The organism is Kribbella sp. NPDC051936, from assembly GCF_040680955.1.
In the GTDB taxonomy this organism is placed as follows: Bacteria; Actinomycetota; Actinomycetes; order Propionibacteriales; family Kribbellaceae; genus Kribbella.
Genome location: NZ_JBFAXS010000009.1, coordinates 177,968 through 203,665, shown reverse-complemented (window position 1 = coordinate 203,665; position 25,698 = coordinate 177,968). Strand labels below are relative to the sequence as shown.

The 25,698-nt window shown below is 69.4% G+C and carries 23 protein-coding genes; 7 read left to right on the top strand and 16 right to left on the bottom strand.

Going from position 1 to position 25,698, the window contains the following annotated elements; translation table 11 throughout:
* Positions 1–103: 103 nt before the first annotated feature.
* The gene (locus tag AB0L64_RS31265) at positions 104–265 is read right to left on the bottom strand and encodes a hypothetical protein (RefSeq protein ID WP_363715919.1); all 162 of its coding nucleotides are present in this window, start codon (positions 263–265) and stop codon (positions 104–106) included.
* Positions 266–565: 300 nt separating this feature from the next.
* Here AB0L64_RS31265 and AB0L64_RS31260 point away from each other — a divergent pair, with 300 nt between their 5' ends.
* Both AB0L64_RS31260 and AB0L64_RS31255 read left to right on the top strand, forming a co-directional pair.
* A complete protein-coding gene (locus AB0L64_RS31260; RefSeq protein ID WP_363715917.1) occupies positions 566–4,375 on the top strand; it encodes a discoidin domain-containing protein in 3,810 nt (1,269 codons plus the stop codon).
* Between the two features lie 7 nt (positions 4,376–4,382).
* Positions 4,383–5,471 carry a Gfo/Idh/MocA family oxidoreductase gene (locus tag AB0L64_RS31255; RefSeq protein ID WP_363715915.1) on the top strand — a complete coding sequence of 363 codons (1,089 nt, stop codon included), beginning with the start codon at positions 4,383–4,385 and terminating at the stop codon, positions 5,469–5,471.
* A gap of 29 nt (positions 5,472–5,500) precedes the next feature.
* Here AB0L64_RS31255 and AB0L64_RS31250 read toward each other — a convergent pair whose 3' ends face one another.
* From AB0L64_RS31250 to AB0L64_RS31235, 4 genes are read right to left on the bottom strand one after another with little or no spacing between them, the layout of a single operon-like run.
* Positions 5,501–6,076, bottom strand: a complete 576-nt coding sequence (locus AB0L64_RS31250) for a GNAT family protein (protein ID WP_363715913.1) — start codon at positions 6,074–6,076, stop codon at positions 5,501–5,503.
* A 31-nt stretch (positions 6,077–6,107) separates the two neighbouring features.
* Entirely contained in the window at positions 6,108–7,373 is a 1,266-nt protein-coding gene (locus tag AB0L64_RS31245; RefSeq protein WP_363715911.1) for an ROK family transcriptional regulator, read from the bottom strand.
* Positions 7,374–7,430: 57 nt separating this feature from the next.
* The gene (locus AB0L64_RS31240) at positions 7,431–8,684 is read right to left on the bottom strand and encodes an enolase C-terminal domain-like protein (protein WP_363715909.1); all 1,254 of its coding nucleotides are present in this window, start codon (positions 8,682–8,684) and stop codon (positions 7,431–7,433) included.
* On the bottom strand, positions 8,685–9,536 hold the full coding sequence (locus tag AB0L64_RS31235; RefSeq protein WP_363715907.1) for an NAD(P)-dependent oxidoreductase: 852 nt from the start codon (positions 9,534–9,536) through the stop codon (positions 8,685–8,687).
* Positions 9,537–9,666: 130 nt separating this feature from the next.
* Between AB0L64_RS31235 and AB0L64_RS31230 the strand changes: the two genes are divergently transcribed.
* Positions 9,667–10,863: a transposase gene (locus AB0L64_RS31230; RefSeq protein WP_363715905.1), complete on the top strand. Its 1,197-nt coding sequence runs from the start codon at positions 9,667–9,669 to the stop codon at positions 10,861–10,863.
* Between the two features lie 36 nt (positions 10,864–10,899).
* Here AB0L64_RS31230 and AB0L64_RS31225 read toward each other — a convergent pair whose 3' ends face one another.
* Genes AB0L64_RS31225 through AB0L64_RS31215 form a run of 3 tightly spaced genes read right to left on the bottom strand, consistent with a single transcriptional unit; the run spans position 10,900 to position 14,109 of the window.
* Positions 10,900–11,793 carry a carbohydrate ABC transporter permease gene (locus tag AB0L64_RS31225; RefSeq protein ID WP_363715903.1) on the bottom strand — a complete coding sequence of 298 codons (894 nt, stop codon included), beginning with the start codon at positions 11,791–11,793 and terminating at the stop codon, positions 10,900–10,902.
* Positions 11,790–12,704 (bottom strand): sugar ABC transporter permease, encoded by a 915-nt coding sequence (locus AB0L64_RS31220; protein WP_363715901.1) that lies wholly within the window; start codon positions 12,702–12,704, stop codon positions 11,790–11,792. The genes AB0L64_RS31225 and AB0L64_RS31220 overlap by 4 nt, the downstream gene beginning before the upstream one ends.
* Before the next feature lie 4 nt (positions 12,705–12,708).
* Positions 12,709–14,109: an extracellular solute-binding protein gene (locus AB0L64_RS31215; protein WP_363715899.1), complete on the bottom strand. Its 1,401-nt coding sequence runs from the start codon at positions 14,107–14,109 to the stop codon at positions 12,709–12,711.
* A 186-nt stretch (positions 14,110–14,295) separates the two neighbouring features.
* Between AB0L64_RS31215 and AB0L64_RS31210 the strand changes: the two genes are divergently transcribed.
* Both AB0L64_RS31210 and AB0L64_RS31205 read left to right on the top strand, forming a co-directional pair.
* Entirely contained in the window at positions 14,296–14,667 is a 372-nt protein-coding gene (locus AB0L64_RS31210; RefSeq protein WP_363715897.1) for a VOC family protein, read from the top strand.
* A gap of 41 nt (positions 14,668–14,708) precedes the next feature.
* Positions 14,709–15,221: a GNAT family N-acetyltransferase gene (locus tag AB0L64_RS31205; protein WP_363715895.1), complete on the top strand. Its 513-nt coding sequence runs from the start codon at positions 14,709–14,711 to the stop codon at positions 15,219–15,221.
* Here the strand turns inward: AB0L64_RS31205 and AB0L64_RS31200 are convergent.
* Positions 15,182–16,237 carry a DUF4185 domain-containing protein gene (locus tag AB0L64_RS31200; RefSeq protein ID WP_363715893.1) on the bottom strand — a complete coding sequence of 352 codons (1,056 nt, stop codon included), beginning with the start codon at positions 16,235–16,237 and terminating at the stop codon, positions 15,182–15,184. The two genes, AB0L64_RS31205 and AB0L64_RS31200, sit on opposite strands and share 40 nt — an antisense overlap.
* 147 nt (positions 16,238–16,384) lie before the next feature.
* Here AB0L64_RS31200 and AB0L64_RS31195 point away from each other — a divergent pair, with 147 nt between their 5' ends.
* Entirely contained in the window at positions 16,385–17,119 is a 735-nt protein-coding gene (locus tag AB0L64_RS31195; RefSeq protein WP_363715892.1) for an SDR family oxidoreductase, read from the top strand.
* On the opposite strand, the gene AB0L64_RS31190 is transcribed toward AB0L64_RS31195, so the two are convergent.
* Positions 17,120–17,944: a sulfurtransferase gene (locus AB0L64_RS31190; protein WP_363715890.1), complete on the bottom strand. Its 825-nt coding sequence runs from the start codon at positions 17,942–17,944 to the stop codon at positions 17,120–17,122. It abuts the gene before it with no gap.
* Complete coding sequence (locus tag AB0L64_RS31185) at positions 17,941–18,594, bottom strand: thymidine kinase (protein ID WP_363715888.1); 654 nt, start codon at positions 18,592–18,594, stop codon at positions 17,941–17,943. Before AB0L64_RS31185 ends, AB0L64_RS31190 begins: the two co-directional genes overlap by 4 nt.
* Positions 18,595–18,691: 97 nt before the next feature.
* Between AB0L64_RS31185 and AB0L64_RS31180 the strand changes: the two genes are divergently transcribed.
* Positions 18,692–20,335 (top strand): S8 family serine peptidase, encoded by a 1,644-nt coding sequence (locus tag AB0L64_RS31180; RefSeq protein ID WP_363715886.1) that lies wholly within the window; start codon positions 18,692–18,694, stop codon positions 20,333–20,335.
* On the opposite strand, the gene AB0L64_RS31175 is transcribed toward AB0L64_RS31180, so the two are convergent.
* The 5 genes from AB0L64_RS31175 to AB0L64_RS31155 form a co-directional block, all read right to left on the bottom strand.
* Entirely contained in the window at positions 20,332–21,459 is a 1,128-nt protein-coding gene (locus AB0L64_RS31175; RefSeq protein ID WP_363715884.1) for a nucleotide pyrophosphatase/phosphodiesterase family protein, read from the bottom strand. The two genes, AB0L64_RS31180 and AB0L64_RS31175, sit on opposite strands and share 4 nt — an antisense overlap.
* A 4-nt stretch (positions 21,460–21,463) precedes the next feature.
* Complete coding sequence (locus AB0L64_RS31170) at positions 21,464–22,075, bottom strand: DUF5998 family protein (RefSeq protein ID WP_355700596.1); 612 nt, start codon at positions 22,073–22,075, stop codon at positions 21,464–21,466.
* A gap of 68 nt (positions 22,076–22,143) precedes the next feature.
* On the bottom strand, positions 22,144–23,784 hold the full coding sequence (locus AB0L64_RS31165) for an FtsX-like permease family protein (protein ID WP_363715882.1): 1,641 nt from the start codon (positions 23,782–23,784) through the stop codon (positions 22,144–22,146).
* A 5-nt stretch (positions 23,785–23,789) separates the two neighbouring features.
* Positions 23,790–24,524: an ABC transporter ATP-binding protein gene (locus AB0L64_RS31160; RefSeq protein WP_363715880.1), complete on the bottom strand. Its 735-nt coding sequence runs from the start codon at positions 24,522–24,524 to the stop codon at positions 23,790–23,792.
* Positions 24,525–24,632: 108 nt separating this feature from the next.
* A complete protein-coding gene (locus AB0L64_RS31155) occupies positions 24,633–25,682 on the bottom strand; it encodes a P1 family peptidase (protein ID WP_363715878.1) in 1,050 nt (349 codons plus the stop codon).
* Positions 25,683–25,698 lie beyond the last annotated feature (16 nt).

The following is a 25,698-nucleotide window of genomic DNA, read 5'->3' as shown; positions in this document are numbered from 1 at the left end:
CGCTGCCCCATGGGGTTCGTGGGTGTGGACCGCGCGGGCAAATCGGCCGTCGCGAACTCACCGCGTCCGCTGCACGATCATCGCCGTCACGCCGGTCGTGCGGCTAATACACCTCCGGACCGACGTCCGGTGCCTCGGCCGTCAGCCCGCGGATCGTGTCCGGTCCGAGCTGGGTGAACAGGTCCGGCCTCTGCTGCAGCACTCCGCGCACATCACCGCTCGGGGACTCGATGTCCACCTGCGGAATGCGCTGCGCGACCAGCACGATCGGACCAGGCGTTCTCGTTGTGCACCGTCGGCGTCAGGCTGCGCAACGAGAACGCACGTGAGCAGCAGCACCCGGATCGTGGGCCAGCTCGGCGGAGCGTTCGGTGGGGGCGACGCTCGTCGTCCTGCAGAGCAGGCCGCACCCGGGATCGCCTCCCTGCACGGCTTCGCATCGGCCGTCGGATTCAGCGTGCTTGGCCTCTTGTTCCCGGCCCTTGAATTAGTAACACGCTTGGTTTAACTTATCCGCGCAGCTGCAGACGCATGTACTTCCGGTCCGCCACCTGGAGGTTTCGACATGTCCAGACGCCTGCTCGCGCGGGTTCTCCCTGCCGTGTTTCTCGGCACCTTCCTCGTCGTCCCGGCGGCACACGCCGCCGTCATGTATCCCAGCGGCGTCGGCGCCGACCTCGGGCCGACGCCGACAACGCTCGGCGTGCAACCCGCCGCCGGCGACGACCCGGCCGGGCTGCGGACCGGCACCGAACAAGGCCGCACCTACTGGCAGACCGACCGGGCGGCCGGCACCGGCTACCTCGAGTTCGACGTCGACCACGACTATGTGGACGAGATCGGCACCGACGACGTCCTGGTGACGGTGACCTACCTCGACAGCGGCTCCGGCACGCTCGAACTGCAGTACGACGCCGCGACCGATCCGCAGCAGGACGCGACCGATATCCAGCTCACCAACACCGGAGTCTGGAAGACCGGCGTCTTCGCGCTCACCGATATCGCGTTCACCGATCGGCTCGGTGACGCCGACGTCCGGCTGTTCGGGGGCAGCAGCGACATCACGGTCGCCGGCTTGCGGATCAGTACGGCGGGCGCCTCCGTGCAGCTCGGCGCGGCGCCCGTACAGAACGGGATCAGCCCGCGGGCCGGCGACGACGCCTCGCACCTGATCACCGGCGTTCAGGGCGGTCGCCCGTACTGGCAGACCGACCGCACCGCGCCGTCGCCGGGGACGAACTTCTTCTACATGAACGTCGCCGACACGTATCTGTACGACAACCGCGCTCTCGTCCTGGTGAGCATCGACTACTTCGACGAGGGCAACGGCCAGTTCGGGCTGCACTACGACTCCCCCGGCGAGACGATCCCGGAGAAGTTCAAGAATTCCGAGGTGGTCCGGTACGGCGACACGAAGACCTGGAAGACGTACACCTTCGCGCTGCCCGACGCCGTGCTGACGAACCGCTCCAACGGCGGCGACTTCCGGATCCACAACGGCGACGGCGCTGTCGACCTCAAGGTCGCCGCGGTCCGGGTCGCCAAGGTCGCCACCACACTCGACGTCACCGAAGGCCTCGTCGACCTGATCGCCGAGGCCACCCGGACCGAGAAAGCGGCCCGCGAGGGGACACGCGACGGCCAGTACCCGGCGGGCAGCCGGGCCACGCTGCAGGACGCGATCGACAACGCTCAGGCGATCGCGTCCACTCCGGGCGTCACCGACGGACAGGTCAAGGACGCGCTCAAGTCGCTGCAGACCGCCCTCGACACATTCACGGCGTCCGTCGTGGACACGAACTTCGCCGACGACGGTACGGCGACCGCGAGCGGCGGAATCGGCGCTGCGAACGCGAACGACAACAACCACCAGACCAGCTGGACCGGTGCGGCCGACTCGTGGTTGCAGGTCGACCTCGGTGCCCCGCGACCGGTCAACGACGTACGCGTCGAGTGGGCCGAGGCGTACTCCCCCGACTACACCGTGCAGGTCTCGAACGACGGCAAGAACTTCGTCGACGTCGGACGGACCGGCTCGCCGGGCGGCAACCAGTTCAGCCGCACGCGGTTCGCGACGGTGAGCGCGCGCTACGTGCGGGTTGCGATGACCGGCGCCGACTCGTTCGGCGTCAAAGAGCTGCAACTGCGGCTCGTGCCTGTCGTGACGCCGGCGCCGCGGCTCGTGACCACCGGCAACCCGACCGAGGACGGTGTGGTCGCGGACTTCGACGCCACCCAGTACGGCGCCGACCGCAGCGGCCGCCGCGACTCCACGAAGGCGATCCAGCAGGCGATCTACGCCTGTCAGGACGCGGGCGGCGGCACGGTCTGGCTGCCGGCCGGGCGGTACAAGGTCACCGACACGATCGAGGTCCACGCGTTCTGCAGCCTCCGCGGCGACCACGGCCAGAAACTCGGCACGGGCACGGTGATCGTTGCCGACCTGCGATCCGGTGACGACGGGCCGAGCCTGTTCCGGATCGGCGGCAGCGCGGGCGTCCTCGGCGTGACGACGTACTACCCGAACCAGAACGCGACAGCCCCGGTCCCGTACAACTACACGTTCGAGATCCCCGGCGGCGCCTGGATCGGCAACGAGAACTACATGATGGCGACGGTCTCCGACGTCACGATGCTGAACTCGTACCGCGGTATCGGCGTCAGCACGATGCCGAACGACCACGGCAACGCCCCGAGCTCGGGGCAGGTGCACGAGTCCACGACGATTCGCAACGTCCGCGGCACCGCGCTGTTCGAGGGTGCTCGTGCCTACAACGGCGCCGACGTCGGCACCTGGGAGAACGTGGCGTTCAGCAACTCGTACTGGTCGGCCGCTCCAGCCGAGTTCCACCCGCCGGCCCGTGCGGCGCTGGACACGTGGACACGGACGCACGGCACCGGTCTGGTGCTCGGCGACCTCGAATGGGACCAGTTCTACCGGATCGCGTTGTCCGACTACGCGGTCGGCATCCACGTGGTCGCGGGCCAGCGGGCCCAGTTCACGGGCAGCTTCCTCGAACCCGACGTACGCCGCACCACGCTCGGCCTCAAGGTCGACGTGATGGACGACCGGTGGGGCCTGACCCTGGCCGGCGGCCACGTCGACGGCGGCATCACGAACAACTCCCGTGGCTACGTCAAGATCACCGGCACCGAGGTCACCGGCGCGCAGACCGGCATCATCCACCACATGTCCGGCACCGCCCCGACGTACACGCAGAAACCCCTGCCCAAGCCGGTGCAGAAGTTGTACGTCGTGGACGCGCCGCACGGAGTCGGCTACCTGCCGGCCGCGGACGCCACGCGTGCGGTGCAGAAAGTTCTCGACCGAGCCGGGCGTGAGGGCGGTGGGCTCGTCTACCTGCCCGCCGGGTGGTACCGGATCAGCACGCACCTGAACGTCCCGGCGAAGGTCGAGTTGCGCGGCGCTTCCGCCGTACCGAACCGGGACCAGGGCGGTGCGAGCGGCGGGACTGTGCTCCAGGCGTTCGAGCGGAACACGGACACGGCGTTGATCACGCTGCAGAACCGCGCCGGAGTGCGCGGACTGCGGGTCTTCTACCCGGAGAACAACCCCGGCCGGGCCGAGGGCGTGCTGCCGTACCCGTACGCGATCCGCGGGCACGCCGGAGCGAACTACGTCGTCAACGCCGGCTTCCCGAACGCCTGGAACGGCATCGACCTGAGCGGTGACGACGTGGTCGTCCGCAAGGTCGCGGGCGCGTTCTTCGACCACGCGATCGCGATCGGCCCGGGCCGCAACGGCCGCGTCGAGGGTGTGCTGTCGAACGGGAACGCGGTCACCCGGGTCGGCTACCAGCAGCCGTACTGGATGAACGAGGGCCGCATCTTCGAGCTCGTCATCGACAAGTACATGCGCCAGACCGCGAAGATCGTCACCGTCGACGGAGCCCGCGGGCTGACCCTGCTGAACGTGTTCGCGTACGGGTTCCACGACGGTCTCGTGGTGAACTCCGGCCAGGTGGACGCGTTCAACCTCGGTACCGACAACCTCGGCGGCGACGGGCACACCGTGCGGGTGGCGAGCGGCGACGTCGAGGCGACGAACCTCGCGCGCTACAACGGCGCCACGCTGAGCGGGCCGGCCACGCTGCGCAACGTGATGGTGATCAACGTCGTACAACGCAGCGTGTCCGTCCGGGCGGCCGGCAACGGCACCGTGGCGATCGCGGGAAACGAGTCCGAGCCCGGAACGTACGAGGTCGGCGCGCAGGTCACCGTGACGGCGGCGCCAGGATCGGATAGCGTTTTCCAAAACTGGACCGTGGACGGGACCGTGGTGTCGACAGCGCCGTCGTACACCTTCACGGTCGGCACGGACCAGATTCTGACCGCTAACTTCACCCCGAAGTAGGAGCGAGATGGCTGACACACAACAGCAGGTCGCGATCGTCGGGTGCGGCATCATCGGCCGCACCCACGCCCAGACCGTCGCGGAACGGCCGGACGCGATCGTCACCGCCCTGGTGGACGGTGACGCCGCGGCCCGGGAGGCACTCCGGGCGCACCTGGTCGAACTCGGCGAGCCCGAGCCGAAGGTGTACGACGACCTGACTGCGGCGCTGAGTGGGTCGGACGTCTCCCTGGTGGCGATCTGCACGCCCAGCGGCACGCACGCGGCGCTGGCCGAGCAGGCGCTGAACGAGAAGAAGCACGTCGTCATCGAGAAGCCGCTCGACGTCGACCTGGTCCGGGCCCGCCGGCTCGGCGCGGCGGCCACCCGGGCCGCGAACCACGGCGTGGTGTCGTCGGTGATCAGCCAGCACCGGTTCGACGCCGGCAGCGCGGTGGTCAAGCAGGCGATCGACGCCGGCCGGTTCGGGCAGCTGACGTCGTCGGTCGCGACGGTGGCCTGGTGGCGCAGCGACGAGTACTACGCGTCCGCGGGCTGGCGCGGGACCTGGGAGCAGGACGGCGGCGGCGCGCTGATGAACCAGGGTGTCCACACCGTCGATCTGATGCTGTGGTTCATGGGCCGCCCGGTGACCATCCAGGCCCAGGCGCTGCGCGCGGCTCACCACGCGATCGAGGTCGAGGACACCGTCGTCGCGACGCTGACGTTCGAGAACGGCGCCGTCGGAACGCTGCACGCCACCACGGCGGCTTTCCCCGGTGGCCGCACCCGCGTCTCCGTCCACGGCACCGAAGGCGGGGCCGAGGTAGAGGACGACCGACTTCGCCGCCTGAATGTGGACGGCGACAAGAACGACGCCCCCACCGACGCCGGTGACCCGGGCGGCCACAAGGCGCAGTACGACGACATCCTCACGGCCATCACGGACGGTTCCCAGCCCGCGATCACCGTTCAGGACGCGATCGACGCGCTGGCGACGGTGCGAGCGGTCTACATCGCCTCCACGCTCCAGCGCCCGGTCAAGTTCATCGACGTCCTCGAAGGTAGGTACGACGACGTCGACGTGTCCCGGGGTATCGGTCTCCCGCCCAACTGACGCTGAACTGATGCACCGGGCGAGCCGTCTCAGGCCGGCGGCTCGCCCGGTGCGCGCTTGTTGAGGATCCGGTGGTAGAGCTTGCTGTCGCGCCACTGGCCGTTGATGTGCAGGTACTCCGGTGCGAAGCCGTACTGCTCGAACCCGCACTTCTGCAGCACCCGCTGCGACCGGGTGTTGTCGTGGTTGGTGCTGGCCGCGATCCGGTGCAGCAGCAGCACCTCGTCGGCGAGCCGGCACACCTCGGTGAGCGCCGCCGTCGCCAGCCCCTTGCCGGCCTGCGCGACGTCGACCCAGTAGCCGATGTCGCCGTTGCGCCAGGCGCCGTGCACGATGTTGGTCAGCGTCGCCGTCCCGATCACGCGATCGCCCTCGGCCAGGACCCACGGGACGGCGTTGTCGAGCTTCAGCTGATCGGCGAAACGCGTCGCCTGGAACTCCGGGGTGTACCAGTGCTCCGGCCGCCGGGGCTCGTACGGCGCGACCTGCTCGCGGCTGCGCCAGATCGCCTCGCAGTACGAAGCCGCGTCCTCGGGGCGGACCGGGCGGAGGGTGACCGTGCCGGTGAGCGGAGCGGTCAGGGCATCGGTGAGGGTCGGATCCACCCGGGCATCCTAGATCGGCGCCGGGCGACCTCTACTTGGGCAGTCTCCGCGCCTGGCTGGAGCCCGACACCCGCGGCGTGAACGCGTCGTGGAAGATCGTCGACGCCGCGCCGACCGCGGCCGCGTCGGTCTGCAGCATGGACTCCTCGACCAGCACCGGCCGGGTCTCCCGTGCCACCGGGTGCGCGTTCACCGCACGCCCGATCTCGGTCAGGAAGATCTCCGAGATCTCCTGGCCGAACGCCGGTCCACCGAGGACGATCAGGTCGATGTCGAGCAGGTCCACGAGCCCGACCGCGCCTTGCCCGATCACCCGCGCGACCTGCGCGACCGCCTTCACGGCCGCCTCGTTCCCGTCGGCCGCCGCCTTGCACACGGCGCGGTACCGCTTGGCCTCGTCGGTGGCTCCGGCATCGGTCTCGACGTACCCGAACTCGCCCGCGATCACCGGCAGCGACGCCGTGGGGTTGCACTCCGGCACCATCCGCGGGCCGTTCTCCGGGTCCCACTCCCCCATCCGGAGTGCCGCGATCTGCCCGAACTCGCCCGCGTTCGCGGTGCCGCCGCGATAGATCGAGCCGTTCAGGATCAGGCCGCTGCCGACTCCGGTGCCGAGATAGAGGTAGGCGAAGTCGCGCGCCCGCGCCGACCGCCCGATCCAGCGCTCGCCGATCGCAGCCGCCGTGCCGTCCTTCTCCACCAGCACGGGGTGGTTCAGCTTCTGCTGCAGCAACTCACGGATCTTCAGCCCGCGCCAGGCCGGCTGCAACGGCAGCGCGAGCAGGGTCCCGTCCGCGTCGATCGGGCCCGGCACCGCGACGCCGACGCCGAGCATCGAGGCGAGGTCGATCTGGCTGATGCTGAGTGCCGCGGTGACCGTCGCCGCGGTCAGGTCGATCAGCTTGTCGGCCGCGAGACCGTCGGCGAGGTCGACCGTCTCGCGGCGCACGATCGTGCCGTCCAGGTCGACCACGGCGACGGTGAGCAGCTCGGGATCGATGTGGATGCCGACCGCGTGCGCGGCGTTCGACCGCAGCCGGACCGGCGTCCGCGGCTTGCCGAGCCGTTCGGCGCGCTCCTGCGCCTCCTCGACCAGCAGGCCCTGCTGGAGGAGGATGCGCAGGATCCGCGACACCGACTGCTGGGTGAGACCGGTCCGGCGGGAGATCTCGGTCCGGCTGATGATGCCGGCCAGCCGGATCGTCTCGATGATCACGGCCTCGTTGAACGAGCCCAGGTCGTACTGGTTCGCGCCCGCGCGCCGCAGCTCCGCGAGTCCCTCGACCGAATCGCTCATCGCCACCTCCCCGTCTCGTCCCTCACTGGCCGTGATCGTACTGCCGGACCGCCCGGATCACGGTGCCTCGAGCGCTCCGTCGATCCGCCGCACGCCGGCCGCCCACTCGTCGTGACCGGACAACTCCGCCGGATAACGGGCCGCCGCCTCCAGGTCGACGTCGATACCCCAGCCGGGCGCCTCGTTCGGCCGCAGCCAGCCGTCCTCGATCCGCAGCGTGCCGGGGAACACCTCGTACGTCGCCTCGTTGTAGAGGTGCCCCTCCTGGATGCCGAAGGCAACGGAGGTGACGTCCAGCGCCACGTTCGCCGCGGCGCCGATCGGCGAGGTGTCGCCCGGTCCGTGCCAGGCCGTCCGGACGCCGCAGAGCTCGGCGAGATCGGCCAGCTTCCGCGCCGGGGTGAGACCGCCGATGTCGGACACGTGCGAGCGGATGAAGTCGACGCCGTGCTCGCGGACCAGCCGGACGGCGTCCGTCATCGACGTGGTCAACTCGCCGACCGCCAGCGGCACCGGCGACGCCGCCCGCACCTCGGGCAGCCGGTCCCAGTGCTCGGGCGGCAGCACGTCCTCGAGGAAGAACAGCCCGTACGGCTCGAGGGCCCGCGCCAGCATGACCGCTTCCTTGGGCGTCAACCGCGAGTGCACGTCGTGGAGCAGCTCGATGTTGTCCGGCAGCGCCTGCCGCGCCTCCGCGAACAGCTCCGGCGTGGTGCGCAGGTAGTCGCGGGCCGACCAGCCGTTGCGGTACGGCGAGTCGGGGTAGAGCGTCGGCACCTGCGGAGCGCCGTACCCGCCGCCGCCCGGGGTGGAGACCTGCAGCCGGATGTGCCGCCAGCCCTGCGCGATCAGCTTCTGCGCGTGCTCGATCGTGTCCTCGATCGTCTTGCCGCTGGCGTGGATGTAGGTGTCGGCGGCGGCGCGGACCTTGCCGCCGAGCAGCTCGTACACCGGCATCCCGGCGCGCTTGCCGGCGATGTCCCACAGGGCCTGGTCGATACCGGAGATCGCGTTGTTGGTGACCGGACCGCCGCGCCAGTAGCCCGAGTACGACGCGAGCCGGGTGAGGTCGCCGATGTCACCGGGGTAGCGGCCGACGAGCAGCCGCGCCAGGTGCTCGTCGACGAATGTCTGGACCGCCTTCCAGCGCTGCGTGAACGTGGCGCAGCCGAGCCCGTACAGGCCCGGTTCGGTGGTGTCGATCTTCACGACCACCAGCGGGATGCCTTGCGGTGCCGTGACGATCGCCTTCACCTCGCGGATCCGGATGTCGTCGCGGACGGGCCACGGCTGGTCGAAGTTCGAGGGCATTCAGAGCTCCAGAGGAAGGGTGGGTAGGTCGAGTTCGTGCCGGGCCTCGAAGCCCAGCACGGTCCGTACGGCGGTCAGGTCGATCGGCACCTCGCGCCCGGCGAACGAGCGCGACCGCGGCACGTCCGGCGCGTACGCGTCGAGCAGGTCCTCGGTCGGGTACGGCGCGATCGTGGTGCTCGCGGTGACGAAGAAGGTGTGGGCGCCGGTCAGCGGCGCCGTCAGTCCGAGCTCGGCGGCGTACGCCGCGTCCCGGGTGTCGAGGTAGCTCCACGCCTCCCGCAACCCGCCGGCCGGGTGCTTGCGGACATGCTCGGACATCTCCTGCAGCACGTCCGGCGAGTTCACGTGCGGGAACCGGAACGCGACCACGTCGATCCCCCACCGCCGCCACGCCATCCGCGCGGTGTTCTCGTCGTTCTGCTTCGACAGCGAGTACGCGTCGCCGACGTCGCTCGCCGCCTGCTCGTCCCACGGGAAGTACGGCGGCCGGATCTCGTGCGGGTTGAACGGTACGCCGGTGGCGTTGATGCTGCTCGCGATGACGGCCCGGTCGATGCCGAGGGCGCCGGCCTGGGCCAGCACGTTGAACGTCGACACCACGTTGATCGAGTACACCTCGTACGGCGTGCCGGCCGACGGGTGCGGGAGCGCCGCCAGGTGGACGACGTACTCCGCGCCCTCCAGCGCGTGCGCGACGTCGGTCTCGGACCGGGTGTCGCCGATCAGCACCCGGTCGGCCTTCAGGTCCGGGTGCTCGACATTGCTCAACGCGGTCACCTTCGCACCCAGTGCGTTCAGGTGCTCGACCGTCGTCATCCCGATCCGCCCGGCGGCCCCCGTGACCAGCACGCGCCGCCCGTTCAGTTCGGAGGTGGATGAAGGAGTGATGCGTTGGCTCTGCTGGCCAGGCCGGAGATCATCCACGGGTACTCCGATCCGAGATCAGAAACTGTCCGTCCCTCGTGCTTGGCTTTCTGTCATGAGCCGGTTTCGGATGTACCCGACGCTTGCACAGCAAGTTGCCTTGCGCGAGCAGTGCGGGCATGCGCGGTACGTGTGGAATCTGGCGCTCGAGCAGTGGTCGATGTGGCGCAGGGACAAGGGCCCGACGCCGAGCTTTGCTGAGCAGTGCCGACAACTGACCAGCGCGCGGGCCGCGTCCGACTGGCTCCGGTCGGGTTCGCAAACCGTGCAACAGCAGGCGCTGCGCGACCTTGATCGAGCCATCAAGAACTTCTCTGCCGGGACCCACAGACGACCGACCTGGCGCAAAGCCGGGAGACGCGAAGGATTCCGGATCGTCGGTGGTCAGGCAACCCGGGTGGTCAGGGTCAGCCGGAAATGGGGGCGCGTGCTGGTGCCGAAGGTCGGCTGGGTCCGGTTCCGGCTGTCCCGCGCCGTGCCGACCGCGAAGTCGTACCGCATCAACCTCGATCCCGCAGGCCGCTGGCATATCGCGTTCGCTGTTGTTCCCGAGCCGATAGCTGCACCGGGCACCGGCGAGGTTGTCGGCGTCGACCGCGGCGTGGTCGTATCTGCTGCCCTTTCCACCGGTGAGCTCTTGTACTGTCCTGGTCTCTCGGAGGGCGAGGAGGCCCGGCTGAATCTGCTGCAACGCCGGATGTCCCGCAGCCGACGTGGTTCCAAACGGCGCGAGCGGGCCAGGGCCTCGATCGCCAGGCTTGCTGCGCGCGCTCGGGACCGGCGCAAGGATTGGATCGAGAAGGTCAGCACCAGCCTCGCGCGACGGTTCGACACCATCCGCGTCGAAGGTCTTCAGATCCCACAGATGACCAGGCGCCCCTATCCGAAACCCGATCCCGAGCGGCCCCGGGAGTTCCTGCCGAACCGGCGCCGCGCCAAAGCAGCACTCAACCGCGGTATCCTCACCAACGCGTGGGGCGCCGTTGTACGACGGCTCACGCACAAGGCCGCGGGGCGAGTCGAGAAAGTCAACCCTGCATTCACATCGCAGACCTGCAGCGACTGCGGGCACTGCGCACCGGAAAGCCGCGAGAGCCAAGCGGTGTTCCGGTGCGTCGCCTGCGGACACCGGGCTCACGCCGATGTGAACGCGGCAGTCAACATCGCGGCCGGACGGGCCGTCAGCGCACGCAGAGAGACTCCCGCGCGGGTCTCGCTGAAGCGTGAACCTCAACTCGCTACCTCTCCGTAGTAGTTGGAATCCCCGTCAGTACAGACGAGGAGGACGTCAATCCTTGATTCCTCCGGCCATTCCCACCCCGCGCAGGAATTGTTTCTGGAACAACAAGAACAGCACCACGGGGATCAGCACTGCGAGGAACAGGGCGCTCATCTGCAGCGAGATCTCTGTGGTTTTCTGCACCCGCGGCAGCGCCACCGAGATCGGTTGCAGCCGTGGATCCGGCAGCACCAGCAGCGGCCAGAGGTAATCCTTCCACGAGCCGATGACGGTGAGCAGGGCGACCACTCCGACGATCGGCTTCGACAGCGGCAGGATCAGTGCCGTGAACAGCCGCAGGTTGCTCGCGCCGTCGATCCGGGCGGCCTCGATCAGCTCGCGCGGGATCGAGTCGAAGTACCGCTTCATCACCAGCACGTTGAACGCGCCGGCCGCCGACGGCAACCAGACCGCCCAGAAGGTGTTCTGCAGGCTGATCCCGAGCAGCGGCAGCTTCAGCACCGTCATGTAGAGCGGCACCAGCGAGATGACACCGGGCAGGAACAGCGTCGCCAGCACCGCGCCGGTGATGATCGGTCCCCACTTCGGCCGCAGGATGCTCAGCACGAAGGCGCCCGTCGTACACACGAACAGCGTCGAGATCATCGAGCCGATCGCGATGAACGCGGTGTTGCCCAGGTACGCGCCGATCTGCACGCGGTTCCAGGCGTCGGGGATGTTCTGCAACTGGATGCCCGACGGCCACAGCTGCATCGGGCCGCGCACGATGTCCTGGCTCGTCGAGACACCGGACTTCAGCAGCCACAGCAGAGGTCCGACACCGGCGATCACCACGCCAATGAACAGCAGCACCTGGATCGCCGGCAACCCGTAGCGGACCGCCGAAACTTTCCGGTCGGCGAAGGAGATGATTCCACGTTCCGCGGAATTGTCACGGGTCATGTCGTACTCCAGCGGCGGGTGACGAAGTGGTAGACGACCGACAGCACGCACAGCACCCCGGCGAGCAGCACGCTGAGCGCGGTCGCGGCGCCGAAGTCGCCGTTGATGAACGCGTACCGGTAGATCAGCAGCAGGATCGACAGGGTGGCGTTGTTCGGGCCGCCGCCGGTGAACAGGAACGGCTCGGTGAACACCTGGAACGTGCCGATCAGCTGCAGCAGCATCATGATCAGGATGATTCCGCGGATCTGCGGCAGCGTGACGTGCCAGACCCGGCTCCAGATCCCGGACCCGTCCAGCTCGGCCGCCTCGTACAGCTCCGTACGGACGCCGGTCAGCGCCGCCAGGTAGATGATCGAGGTCGCGCCGGCGCCGGCCCAGGTCGCCTCGAGCACGATCGCGGGCATCGCCAGCGACTGCGAGTTCAGCCAGCCGAACGGCCCGATCCCGAACCAGCCGAGGATCGAATTGAACACGCCCGTCGTACTCGGGTCGTAGAAGAACTTCCACAGCAGGATCGCGGCCACCGGCGGTACGACGGCCGGCAGGTACGACAGCACGTTGTAGAGCCAGCCGGTGCGGCGCAACTCGCTGATGAACACGGCCAGGAACAAGGGCACCGGGAAACCGAAGACCAGTGCCAGGAAGGCGAAGTACAGCGTGTTGAGCGCGGCCTGCGGAAGCTGCGGGTCGGTCAGCACGTAGCTGAAGTTCGCCATCCCGACCCACTCCGGCGCCTGGACGAGATTGTTCTTCTGGAAGCTGAGCACCAGGCCGCGGACGATCGGGCCCCAGGAGAAGTACAGGAAGATCAGCACCAGGGGCACGGCGAACAGCACGGCGCTGAGCCCGCCGGAGCGGTACCAGGTGGCAACACTCCGGCCGGACTTCTGCGTTCTTTGCTGGAACATGGGGCTACCGCGCGAGGCGGGCGTCGATCTTCGAGGCGGCGTCGCTCACCAGCTTGTCGATGTCCGCGTCCTTCTTCGTCAGCACCTGCTGGACGACCGGATCGAGCAGCGAGTAGACCTCCTGGCCCTTGTTCGACGGCTCGGGCAGCAGCTTCAGGCTCGTGGTCGAGTCGATGTAGCCCTGGAACTGCTTGACCGGGACGTTCACGTACGGCTCGCGCCACTTGTTGTACTGGTCGTACGTCTCCTGGCTCAGCGGCGTGATGCCCGGTCGCCCGACGAAGCCCTTGTCCGCGATCGTGGTCTTCGCGTCCTGCACGGCGAGCGCCTCGGTCGTGTACTTGTCGAACTGGTCGAACTTGATCCACTTCAGCGCCGCGACGACCTCGTTCTTGGTCGCCTTCGGGCTGATCATCTTCAGCGAGCCGCCGGTCAGCGTGCCGTGCGGGCCGCCGTCCTGCGGCAATGCGCCCTCGCCGAAATCGGCGGGCTTCATGCCGAAGTTCTTGACGCTCATGTCGTATGCGTCCGGCGCCTGCAGGACCATGCCGATCTTCCCGGCGGCGAAGTCCTGCCGGATCTCCTCCTGGTTGTAGAGGAAGTTGCTGCCCATCGAGTTGTCGGTCCAGCGCATGTCCTTGAGCAACTGCAGCGCCTTCTTGGTCGGCGCGTCGTTGAACGTGCTCTTCTTCCCGTCCTGGCTCTCGACGGTGCCGCCCATGCTGTACGTCATCGTGGTCAGCATCCAGCCGCCGGTGTTGTTCGTGGTCAGCTGCGCGTAGCCGGCCTTGCCGGTCTTCTCGGCGATCTGCTTGGCGTACTGCCGGACCTCGTCCCAGGTCGTCGGCGGCTTGTCCGGGTCCAGACCGGCCTGCGTGAACAGCGCCCGGTTGTAGGCCAGGCCGACCGAGAACACGTCGATCGGGACGCCGTAGATCCGCCCGTTCGCGTCCTGGACGATCTTCAGCACGTTCGGATTCAGGTCCTTGGTCAGGTCGACCAGCTTCAGCTCGTCGGTGATGTCCGGGAGCTGCTTGTTCGGGATCATGTTGGCCGGCTCGGTGAAGCTGATGTTCATCACCGTCGGCAGCGTCCCGCCGGCCACCTGGGCCTGGAAGGTCTGCGCCTCCCACTTGGTCTCGGTCGACTTCACCGTGATGTTCGGGTACTTCGCCGTGAAGTCCTTGATCTTCTGCTCGAACGCCTTGATGTCGTTCGGCTTGTCAGGGGTCGGGCGGTCGCCGATCGTGATGGTGACCGGCGCCTTCTCGTCGATCTCGCCGCCGGCCGCTGCAGCGCCGCCGGACGACGGGTCCGTCGCCTTCGCGCAGCCGGCCGCCGCGAGCAGCAGCCCGGCCACCCCCAGGGCTGTCCCGTACCGGCCCCACCTGCTCACTCTCGTCATCGGAACTCCTCAGGTTTCCGGATGCCGCCGATGTGCTCTGAGCCACACACCGGCCAGGTCCCGAGTAAGTTAAACCAAGCGTGTTACTAACTCAAGACCTGACGCCCGGCTTTTGCCACAACGCTTTCGCAACATGTCGAGCCGCCGGCCCGGACACCGACGTACCAGGGACGAAAGGAGCCAGACATGGCCAACCAGATCGTGCACTTCGAGATCACCGGTACCGATCCCGCCCGGCTGCAGGCGTATTACCGCGGCCTCTTCGGGTGGAGCTTCGAGCTCGGCGACACCGTGTCCGGAAAGGTGTCGGAGCCGGGCCGGTACGGGTTCGTCGACGCCGGGGTCGCCGGGCTCAACGGAGGTGTGGGAGGCGGGGCGTCGCTCCGGGCGAAGGTGCTGTTCTACGTCGGGGTGGATGACGTCGAGGCGGCGCTGGGACGGGCCGAAGAGCTTGGTGGACAGCGGGTGTTCGGGCCGGAGGGCGTACCCGGGAAGCTGGTGGTCGGGCAGTTCACCGACCCCGAGGGCAACCTGATCGGGGTCGCCGGGGCGCAGTAAATCGGATGCAGGTCGATGCAGCCGGCGGGAAGGATGGGCGCATGAAGCTGCGACCGGCGACCGCTGCCGACCTTCCGTTCCTGCTCGAGATGTTGCTCGAGGCGTGCAACTGGGACGGGACGCCCTGGTACGACGAGGAGAAGGCGCGGGCCGACGACCACGCGTGGCGGTACCTCGACGGCTGGCCGCGCGAGAGCGACTTCGGCGTGATCGCGGAGCTCGACGGCTCCCCCGCGGGTGCCACTTGGGCCCGTCAGCTCACCGCGGACCGCCCCGGCTACGGATACGTCGGCGACGACGTACCCGAGCTCACTCTGGGCGTCTCCCCCGCATTTCGCCGGCGCGGTGTCGCGCGAGCAGTCCTCGCCGAGCTGATCACGCAGGCGCGCGCAGCGTCGTACAAGCGCCTCTCACTCAGCGTCGATCCGGACAACCCGGCCCGCGGCCTCTACGAGTCCCTCGGCTTCCGCAAGACCGGTGTGGTCGGCACCTCGGACACCATGGTCCTCGAGCTTCAGCCGAAGCCGCGGACGCGGAACTGCATGACTCGGTAGGGCCAGCCGTTCGCCGTGTTCCACTGGCTGACGGACAGGTGCATGTCCGAGAGCGTGGATCCGGGGATGACGTACCCGCCGTACAGCTGGGCGACGTGGTTGCCGTCCTCGGAACCCCAGGCGCCGCCGTAGATCAGGGTCTGCCGGTACGCCGTGTAGAGGTTGGACGTCGGCGTGTCCATGATCATGCCGTCGATCCGGTAGTCGCCCGCGTTGAACCAGGTCAGCACCCATTTGCCGCCGAGCGGACGCAGGCTCATCTCGCCGAAGCTCCCGGTCAGGATCGGCGTCGCGGGGTTGCCCCACGCCCAGACGCCGTCGCGGTAACCCCACGGCTCGTACGCCGCCGGGTTCGCGATCTGCTCCTGGCGGACGCGCTTCAGGATGATCGGCTTGTTGCGCTGGAAACCGGTCGAGTAGACGTACACGTACCCGTCGTTCCCGAGACCCCAGGTCAGCAGCTGGAACATCCCGCCGTCGATGTTCGGATCGAACTTCGCACCGGTGTGGTACCAGCTCGCGCCGGAGTTGTCCGACCGCCAGATCTCGGTCCAGACCACGTTGCCGAGCCCCTTGTTGACCATCGCGTGCAGGTACATCGACCCGCCGATCGTGATCACGTCCGACGGCAGCACGGTCGAGAACGTCGGGTTGTCGTGCGGGTAGTCCCACAACTGCTGCGCGGCGTCCCCGCCCACCGCGCCCGACCACTTCACACCGGTGCTGAGGTTCGAGGTCGTCGACCAGAGCGCGACGGGCGATCGCCACCAACCGCCGCCGACCCGCGCCTCCTCGAACGTGTCGCCGAACATGAACAGCAGACGCCCGTCCGGCGTCCGCGCCGGGATCCCGAGATCCGTGGCCGCCATCCGGAACCGATCAGTTAGGCCGGGCCCGGTCAGATCGGCGACCTTGTTCGTGAGCACGGCCTGGCTGCCTGCGAAGGCGCGGCCCGGTACGGCGGCCAGCACGCCGGCGCCGAGCGCGCCGCGGAGGAACGTGGATCGCTTCATCATCAGAACTCCCAACGGGGCGGTAGATGGGAAATCGATTTCTGGCTCACCCTCCCGCAGGTCCGATCCGAAGTCAACCCTTGAATCGGGCGCCGAAAGGCGTGGTGCAGCTCACGGTCACACGGGGCAGCGCGCCGGCATCTCTTGGGCATGACGAACACGACAGCGCTCATCACCGGCGCGAACAAAGGACTGGGTTACGAAACGGCTCGCCGGCTCGGCGAGATGGGATGGAAGGTCTTCCTCGGCGCACGCGACGAGCACCGAGGGCGAGAGGCCGCAGGGAAGCTTGCCGCTGACGGCATCGACGTCGTCTTCGTCCAGCTCGACGTCACCTCCGACACCTCGGTGGCCGGCGCGCTGGACGCCGTACGGCGGCACACCAAGCGCCTCGACGTACTGGTCAACAACGCCGGCGCACCCGGACAGGTGACCCACCCGTCCCAGGCTTCCGCCGACGAGCTCCACGCGGTGTACGACGCGAACGTCTACGGACCGGTGCGGGTGACGCGGGCGTTCCTGCCGTTGCTCGAAGCGGCGGACAACCCGCGGGTGGTGATGGTGTCCAGCGCGGGCGGCGCCTTCAGCGTCGTACAGGACCCGGAGCAGCCGGTCTCGAAGATGCACGAGCTCGCCTACAGCTCGTCCAAGGCGGCGCTGAACATGCTCACCGTCCGGTACGCGCAGGCGCTGCCGGGCATCAAGTTCAACGCCATCACCCCGGGCGAGGTCGAGAAGCAGACGTTCGCCGCCACGGACATGAACCAGCACAAGGGTCAGCTGACCGTCACCGAAGGCACCGACTCGATCATCCGGCTGGCGACGATCGGCCCGGACGGCCCGACCGGAACCTTCGAGGACCGGCTGGGGCCGATCGCCTGGTGATCAGTCCTTGCCGGTCGCTACCGGGCGGGTGGGGTCGGTGATCCACTCGGACCAGCTGCCGATGTAGACGGTGGCTGGGATGCCGGCGGATTCCAGTGCGAGGGCTTCGTGGGCGGCGGTGACACCGGAGCCGCAGTAGACGGCCACGTCGGCGCCTTCCGTGACGCCCAGCGCGGTGAACCGCTCGCGGAGCTCGGCGGGCGTCCGGAAGTGCCCGCTCTCGGTGACGTTGGCGCCGGTCGGCGCGTTCACCGCCCCCGGGATGTGCCCGGCCACCGGATCCATCGGCTCCACCTCCCCCGCAAACCGCTCCGGAGCCCGCGCATCCAGCAGAATCCCCTTCGCGGCCACCGCGGCGGCCCCTTCGGCATCCAGAACAGGAATATGCCCAGGAGTCGCCACGAACCCACCTGGCACACCTCCTGACGGGACCTCGGTTGTCAGGTGTTCGCCGGCGGATTGCCAGGCGGCGCGGCCGCCGTCGAGGACTCGGACGTTGGTGAGGCCGAAGTAGCGGAAGGTCCACCAGGCGCGGGCGGCCGACATGGCGTTGTTCGCGTCGTAGACGACGACGGGGGTGTCGGCAGAGGTGATGCCGAGGCGGGCGAAGGTGGCTGTCACGGTGGTTGCGGTGGGCAACGGGTGACGGCCGGGGCCGGGCGGGGCGGCGAGCTCGGTGTCGAGGTCGACGAAGTACGCGCCGGGCAGGTGACCGGCGTCGTACGCCTCCTTGCCGGGCGGACCGGCCAGGTTCCACGTCACGTCGACGAGCACCGGAGCGGTCTCCAGCGCGCGCAGCTCGTCCACTGTGATCAATGGGCTCATGAGGCAGCTCCTCCGAACGGCAGGACTTCGGGTGACAGGGTGGCTCGGGCGCGGGCCTGGGTGAGGCGGCGGCGGTGGTGCCGGCGGCAGAGCACCTCGTACGCGACCTCGTGGTCCCGTGTCTCGATGTCGCCCACCACCAGCTGCTCGCCCTCGGTCACCATCTCTCCACCGATCGTACGGGCGTTGTGCGTGGCCCGTTCACCGCACCAGCACAGCGCCTCGACCTGGAGCAGTTCCATCCGGTCGGCGAGCTCGACGAGCCGCGCCGACCCCGGGAACAGCGACGCCCGGAAGTCGGTCAGGATGCCGAAGCAGAACACGTCGATCTGCAGCTCGTCGACCAGCCGCGCGAGCTGCTCGATCTGCAGCCGGCTGTAGAACTGCGCCTCGTCGCACACCACGTAGTCGATCCGGCCGCCGCGGGTCAGCTCGCCGACGACGTAGTCCCAGAAGTCGAACTCGGTCCGCACCTCGACCGCGTCCGCGGACAGCCCGAGCCGCGACGAGAGCACCGACTCCCCCGCCCGGTCGTGGCTGGTGAAGATCCTGCCGAGCCTCCCGCGTGCCTTGTGGTTGTGATCCATCTGGAGTGCCAGGGTCGATTTCCCACAGTCCATCGTCCCGGTGAAATACAGGAGCTCCGCCACGGGCGAACATCCTGCCAAGTCAGAGGTCCGCACCGCACCCCGGGGTGTGTCGGAGGGGTGGCTTGGGTTCTGAGCCCCGGTTCAGCTTGAATGGATCGTGCGCAAAGCTCTGCTCGTCGTCCTCGCGGCCGTCCTGACGGTCGCCTCCGCCATGCTTCCGGCCGGTGCCGCGCCGGTCCGGTCCGAGGCGGGTCTGCGGGCGTACTTCGTGATCACCGCCCCCGGGCAGACCGGCAAGGTCACCGGCGCGATCACGCAGAACGGCGGCACGGTCTACGCGACGTACGACGCGATCGGCGTGATCGTCGCGCACTCGGCGACGGCCGGTTTCGCGGACCAGCTGCGCGGTGTCGACGGTGTCGAGAAGGCCGGCGCCACCCGGACGTCGGACCTGCCCGCGGACGTCGCGAACCCGGCGATCCCGCAGGCGGTCCCGGAGACCCAGACGACGCAGGCCGAGACCGACCGCTCCGACATGACCCAGATCGGGGCGGACCGCGCCTGGGCGAAGAACCCCGGCTCGAAGAACATCACCGTCGGCGTGCTCGACACCGGCGTCGACGACCTGCACCCGGACCTGAAGCCGAACTTCGACGCGACCCGGTCGGCGTCGTGCGCGTACGGCAAGGTCGACACCCGGCCCGGCTCGTGGCGGCCGGTCGGCGAGCACGGGACGCACGTGGCCGGCACGATCGCCGGTGCGAAGAACGGGATCGGCATGATCGGGGTCGCGCCCGGTGTGAAGGTGTCCTCGATCCGGGTGGCCGAGGCCGGCAGCCAGTTGTTCTTCCCGGAGAACACGGTGTGCGCGTTCATGTTCGCCGCCGACAAGGGCGTGTCGGTGACCAACAACAGCTACTACGTCGACCCGTGGCTGTTCAACTGCCCGAACGACAAGGACCAGGACGCGATCGCGGAGGCGGTCCGCCGCTCCGTCGCGTACTCCGACAGCAAGGGCGTCGTGAACGTCGCCGCGGCCGGCAACGAGGACTACGACCTCGCGAACAAGACCGACGACGTGTCCAGCCCCGACGACTCCACCGCGACCGACCGCGAGGTCACCAACGACTGCATCAGCCTGCCGACCGAGCTGCCGAACGTGACCGTGGTCGCGTCGGTCGACCCGACCAGCGCGAAGTCGCCGTTCTCGAACTTCGGCGACAACAAGATCAACCTCGCCGCCCCGGGCCAGGCCGTGTACTCGACGGTGCCCGGCGGCGGCTACAAGATCCTCGAGGGTACGTCGATGGCGTCGCCGCACGTCGCGGGCGTCGCGGCCCTGATCCGCAGCGCCGACCCGAAGCTGTCGCCGGCCCAGGTCCGCGCCCGGCTCGCCCAGCAGGCCAACGACCTGGCCTGCCCGCCGGCTGCCTCCGGTGAGTGCACCGGGTCCGCGGGCAACAACTCGTACTACGGTGAGGGCCTCGTCGACGCGGCCGAGGCGGTCGGCGCCGCGGAGGCCCAGCCGCAGGGCGCGATCTCGATCACCGAACCGTCCGAGCAGCTCGGTGTCGGCGGCATCCCGGCGATCCCGCTGCTGATGAAGGGCACCGGCGGCACGGGCGACATCAGCTACTCGGCGACCGGCCTGCCGCCCGGCCTGACGATCGACCCGGAGCGCGGCTGGATCACCGGCGTGCTGACCCCTGGCGCCGGTCGCTACAAGGTCACCGTCACCGCCCGCGACGGCGAAGCGAAGACCGCCAGCACGAGCTTCTTCTGGGACGTCTGGAGCTTCTAGTAGCCCGCGTCGACGAGGAGCGGGATCTCCATCTCGTCCGCGGTCAGTGAGCCGTGCAGGCCGATCAGCCCAGCCTCTTGCGCGGCGCGCTTGCTCGCGACCAGCGCGACCGGTCCGAGCGTCGCCACGATGACATCTCCGAGTCGTGGCGTCACCCGGTCCTCGACGAGCGGACCGAACCAGCCGCGCGCGATCGCCTCGGAGCGCGGGAGCACCAGCGCCTTCTCGCCGAGCCGCTCCCGGTAGACGGCGAGGACATCGGCCTCGGCGCCGGGCACGCAGTACAGGTGCCGGAACCGCGACTCGCCGCCGACGAGGGACACACCCTCGGTCAGTGCGGGCTCGAGGTCCAGGTCGACGCGGTGCTCGGGTGCGACATCGACCATGCCGTGGTCGGCGACGACGAGCAGCACGGCGTCCCGGGGCAGCGCCGACCGCACCTGCTGCGCGAATGTGTCGGCCGCGGTCAGCTCCTTCTGCCACTGCCAGGAGTCGCAGCCCTGCTGGTGGCCGATGTAGTCCAGCTGCGAGTCGTACACGTAGACCAGCGACGACTGGCCTTCCCGGCTCGCGAACCGGGTGGCGTCCAGGCGGTCCTCGACCGTGTCGGCCCCGCGGTGCGCGCTCCCCCGGAACGCGGCGGCCGTCAGCCCTGAGCTGTCGAACCGCGCCTTGCTCACGTTGCGCGTAGCGACGCCCGCCGCCGCGGCGCGGTCGAAGACCGTCCCGTGCGGCTGCCAGCGGCGGGGATCCACCGGGGCGTCCCAGGCCAGCGCATTCAGCAGCGCGCCGGTCTCCGGGACGATGGACGTGTAGCCGACGATGCCGTGCGCGCCCGGCGGCAGCCCGGTGCCGAGGCTCGTCAGGCTGACAGCGGTCGTCGACGGCACACCGGCGGTCAGGCTGCGGCCGGCAGGCATCAGCGACGACAAGTACGGCGCGGCGTCGCCGTAGCGCTTCAGGAGGTTCCAGCCGAGGCCGTCCAGCAGCAGAACGGCATACCGTGAGGCGGGTGGCAGGTCGAGCAGGTTCGTCTCGCCCGGCACCGACAGCGCGCCGGCCACCGAGGGCAGGACGTCGGCGAGCGCGCCACCGCCGTACTGCGGGGCAACCGGCAGGATCACGGCATTACCTGCTGGTCGCGAACGAAAGGGCCTTCGCGAACTCGAGCACCTGCTGGATTCCCGCCGGGCCGTCGGCCGCGGCGCTGATCCGCAACGAGATGTCGTCGGCGGCGACGGACCCGGTGTAGCCGTGGTCGGCCTCGCAGTTCGGGTCGGCGCAGACGGCCGGCTCCAGGTCGATCCGGTTCACCATGCCCCAGCCGATGGTCAGCACGACCTCGCCGCTGCCCGCCACCGCCGGATCGGCCTTGCCGGTGGCGTAGCCGGCCGGGTTCGGCACGACGCGGTTCACGACGACGGCGTTCACCCGGTGCAGCGGGATCGCCTCGGTCGAGGTCGACGCATACGGCGCGCGGATCAGCTCGTCGGCCGCGTGCTCGTCGGTGTGGCCGACGATCAGCCGGGTCGGGGTGAGCGCCAGGATCGTGATGTGCCGCCGGACCTCGTCGCGGTCGAACGTCGGCTCGTGCTGCAGCACGTAGGCCCGGATCGGCTCGCCGGCGATCGCCACCTCGAGCGAGTCGGTCACCACATCGGGGTAGTAGCCGCACCGATCGATCGCCGCGCGCAGGTCGGCGGACGCATCGGTGAGCTCCGGTGCATTCAGGTCACGCATACCCTCATCCTTGCACGACCGCGCCCCGGAGCGTTTCACCCAACACCTGCACCTGTGGACAACCGCGATCAGTTCGCACTTGCCTTCCGCAGCACGGGTGCACCGGCCGTACCGGCGAGCGTGACCAGGACGAGGCCCGCGACGACCTGTCCGAGCAGCAGCAACACACCGGAACTCCCGTCGGTCATCACCTTTCCGCCGCTCAGCGCCAGCCCGCACAACGCGCCGAACCCGACGACGGGCAGACCGACCCCCACGACCGGTACGACGGCCGCCAGCCGCGCGGCCCGCTCGATCACCGACAGCGGCACACCCGAGCGCCGCAACGCCCGTGCGGGAGCCGCCTGGTCCAGCGCCGTACCGACTGCGCCCGCGGCGGTCGAGGCGGCCACGGTGAGGAACACCAGCGACAACAGCAATGCCACACCGATCCGCATGTCGTCGAAGCTCGGGTCGTCCTTACCGGGCGGCATGAACACCGAGATGAAGCCGGTGACGAAACCGGACAGCACGAGTGCGGCCACGGGCCGGAAGGCGCCCTTCGGGTCGTCGACCAATCGCCGGCCGGCCAGCAACATCACCGGACCGTTCGCCGCCTTCGCCATTGCCTTGCCGACCAGTTGCACCGCCCACGGTCCGATGACGCGTACGGCGAGTGCGGCGAACCCGACACCGATCAGCAACGGCAGAACGGCCGCCTGCATGCCGTAGTACGCCAGGATCACCGGGCCGATGACCAGGAGCCCCAGCCGCAGCACGCTGAGGCCCTTGCGCGTCTGGCCGCGTACTACGCCCAGCGGGGTGATGCTGACGCGCCCGAGCCCGATCAGGGCGCTGATCACGGACAGAACGGGTACGGCGGCGAGTACGACGAGCACTGTCCACCACCGGACCGTGATGTCGCCGACGTACCAACGGCCGCCGCCGAGTGGGATCCGCGCGATCAGCGGACTCAGGACCGTGTAGCCGACCAGGCCGACGACGGCACCGGCCAGACCGAGCACGGCTTGTTCTATTGCGCTCAGCCACAGCACCTGGGTGCGAGTGGCGCCGGCGAGACGCAGTGCGGCCAGCCGGTGCTCGCGACGCTTCGCCGCGACACCAGCGGCCTGTCCGACGAGGCTGAGGATCGGGAACAGCACCAGGGTGATGCCGAACGCCACTGCGATGAGCAGGCCGAGCATGCGACTGTCCCAGACCTTCTCGTGCCAGCTGCTCACGTACTGCGGGTGCTCGTCGGCGGGGATGGTTTCGACGCCGCGGATGACGATGAACTCCTCCGGCGACGACAGTCCCTTGTCGCTGATCACACCGGTCGGCTTGTCGACGCCGTACTCCTTGCTGAGGCTGGACCAGTGCTTCGCGACCTCCGGGGACACGAAGACCTCTCCGGCCTTGGGTGTGTGGTCGAGGCCGGGCGGCGGCGCCAGCTCGTTGGGCTTGAGCGTGGCCAGTTCCAGGACTGTGAGGCGGTGGCCGTCGACGCGCTGGTCGTCGTCGAGCTTCATCGTTCCGATAGCGGTCGCCGGATCGGCCTTGTCACCGCTGCGCCACCCGATCCGCTCGGAACGCTGCGACAAGCCGAGCGATCCGGCGATCAGGAACGTGACGAGCAGCGCGACCACCGCGGTCGCCCCGAACGCGGCGAGGTTCGCGGCCCGCCCGCCCGGCCCTGGCCGCCGTACGAACCGCAGCCCCAGGTCAGTCATCGGGTTCACGGCCGCACCCCCGGCCCAAGCGGTCCGGCCGTCGGAGCGAAGCCGGTCCCGTCGCTGACGCGGCCGTCGACAATGTGGAGGGCTCGGTGGCAGCGAGCGGCAACCGCGTTGTCGTGGGTGACGACGACTACCGCGGCGCCGCGGTACGTGGCCGCCCCGACGAGCAGGTCGATGACCTGGGAGCCGGTGGCGGCGTCCAGTGCACCCGTCGGCTCGTCGGCGAACACCACTTGCGGCTCCCCGACCAGGGCCCGCGCGATGGCGACCCGCTGGGCCTGACCGCCGGACAGCTCACCGGGCCGACGGCCCACCTCGGCAGCGAGCCCGACCTGAGCCAGCGTCGTACGCGCCCGTCCGATCGCCTCATGCCGGCTCAGACCGTCCACCATGAGCGGAAGGGCGACGTTCTCGTCCGCGGGCAGCTCGGCGAGCAACTGGTTGTCCTGGAACACGAAGCCGAGACGACGGCGGCGCAGGACCGTCCGGGCCGCGTCGTTCAGCTGGTCGACACGTTCGCCGCCCAGCCACACCTCGCCCTGGTCGGGCGTGAGGATGCCGGCGAGCACATGCAGCAGGGTGGTCTTGCCGTTACCGCTCGGGCCCATGACCGCGAGCGCCTCGCCGGACCGTACGGCGACGTCGACACCGGCCAGGCCGACCACGCTGCCGTAGTACTTGACCAGGCCGTGACCGCTGAGCACGACCTGGGGCTGGGGACTCTGAAAGTTCATACCGCAGAGCCTTCCGGGAACGGCGACGGCGATCGTCGGCCCGCGGACCGGTCTTGCCGTCGCCTTCCGGCGCCTTTCGGCTGTGTGGCGTACGACCCAGGTCGTACGTCAGTCGGTCCGAAACGCCGACGGGTAGGCGTCGCGGTAGCTCGGGATCGCGCCCGCCGGCGTCTGCACGGACTCGGCGTTGAGCATCGCGTGCACGATTGCCCGCGACAGGGTCCGCGCGCCGGCGGCGAACAGGGTCTCCAGCTGACCGATCGCGGCCGGATCGGTCACGCCCAGCCGCGGCTCGCCGGCCGCACCCGTCGACAGCGCGAAGATGCTGTCGCCGTCGACCAGCGTGTGGATCGGGTCGATCGCCCGGGCCAGACCGTCGTGCGCGATCATCGCCATCCGTTGCGCGGCGGCCTTGTCCAGCGGTACGTCGGTCGCCACGACCGCGATCACCGTGTTCATCGAGGGCCCCGGGATCAGGTTGCGCCCGGGCGCGGCGGGCGGCGGCGGCTCGACCGGTGTCCGCAGGTGAGCGAACTCGGCGCCGAGACCGAGGCGGGCGCCGTACAGGTTGCCGTCGGCATCCACCGTGGAGCCGGCCGCGTTCACGATCACCAGCGCGCCGACCGTCGTGCCGTCGTCGAGCCGGACGCTCGCGGAACCGACGCCGCCCTTCAGGGACCGGGCCCGGGCACCCGCCCCGGCGCCGTGGTTGCCGAGGGCAACCGGTCCGGCGGTGGCGGCGTCGAACGCGTCCGCTCCCCAGGACGGCTCCGGGCGGGCCTTGAAGTCGCCGCCGCGGGCGAGGTCGAAGATCACCGCGGCCGGCACGATCGGCACCACGTCGTACTCGCCCTGGCCGACGCGGACGCCTTCGCCGCGCTCCTCGAGCCGGTGCATCACGCTGCCCGCGGTGTCGAGCCCGTACGCGCTGCCGCCGGTCAGGACGACCGCGTTCACCCCGTCGTTGGAGTTCACCGGTGCGAGCAGGTCTGTCTCGCGGGTGCCGGGCGCGCCGCCGCGGACGTCGACGCCGGCGACGGCCGTCCCGGGGGCGTAGACGACCGTCGTACCGGTCAGGTACGGCGGGTCGACGCGCTCGACCTGGCCGACCAGGATTCCGGGGACATCGGTGATCGCGTTGTGCGGGCCAGGTTGCATGCCGACGATCCTAAAT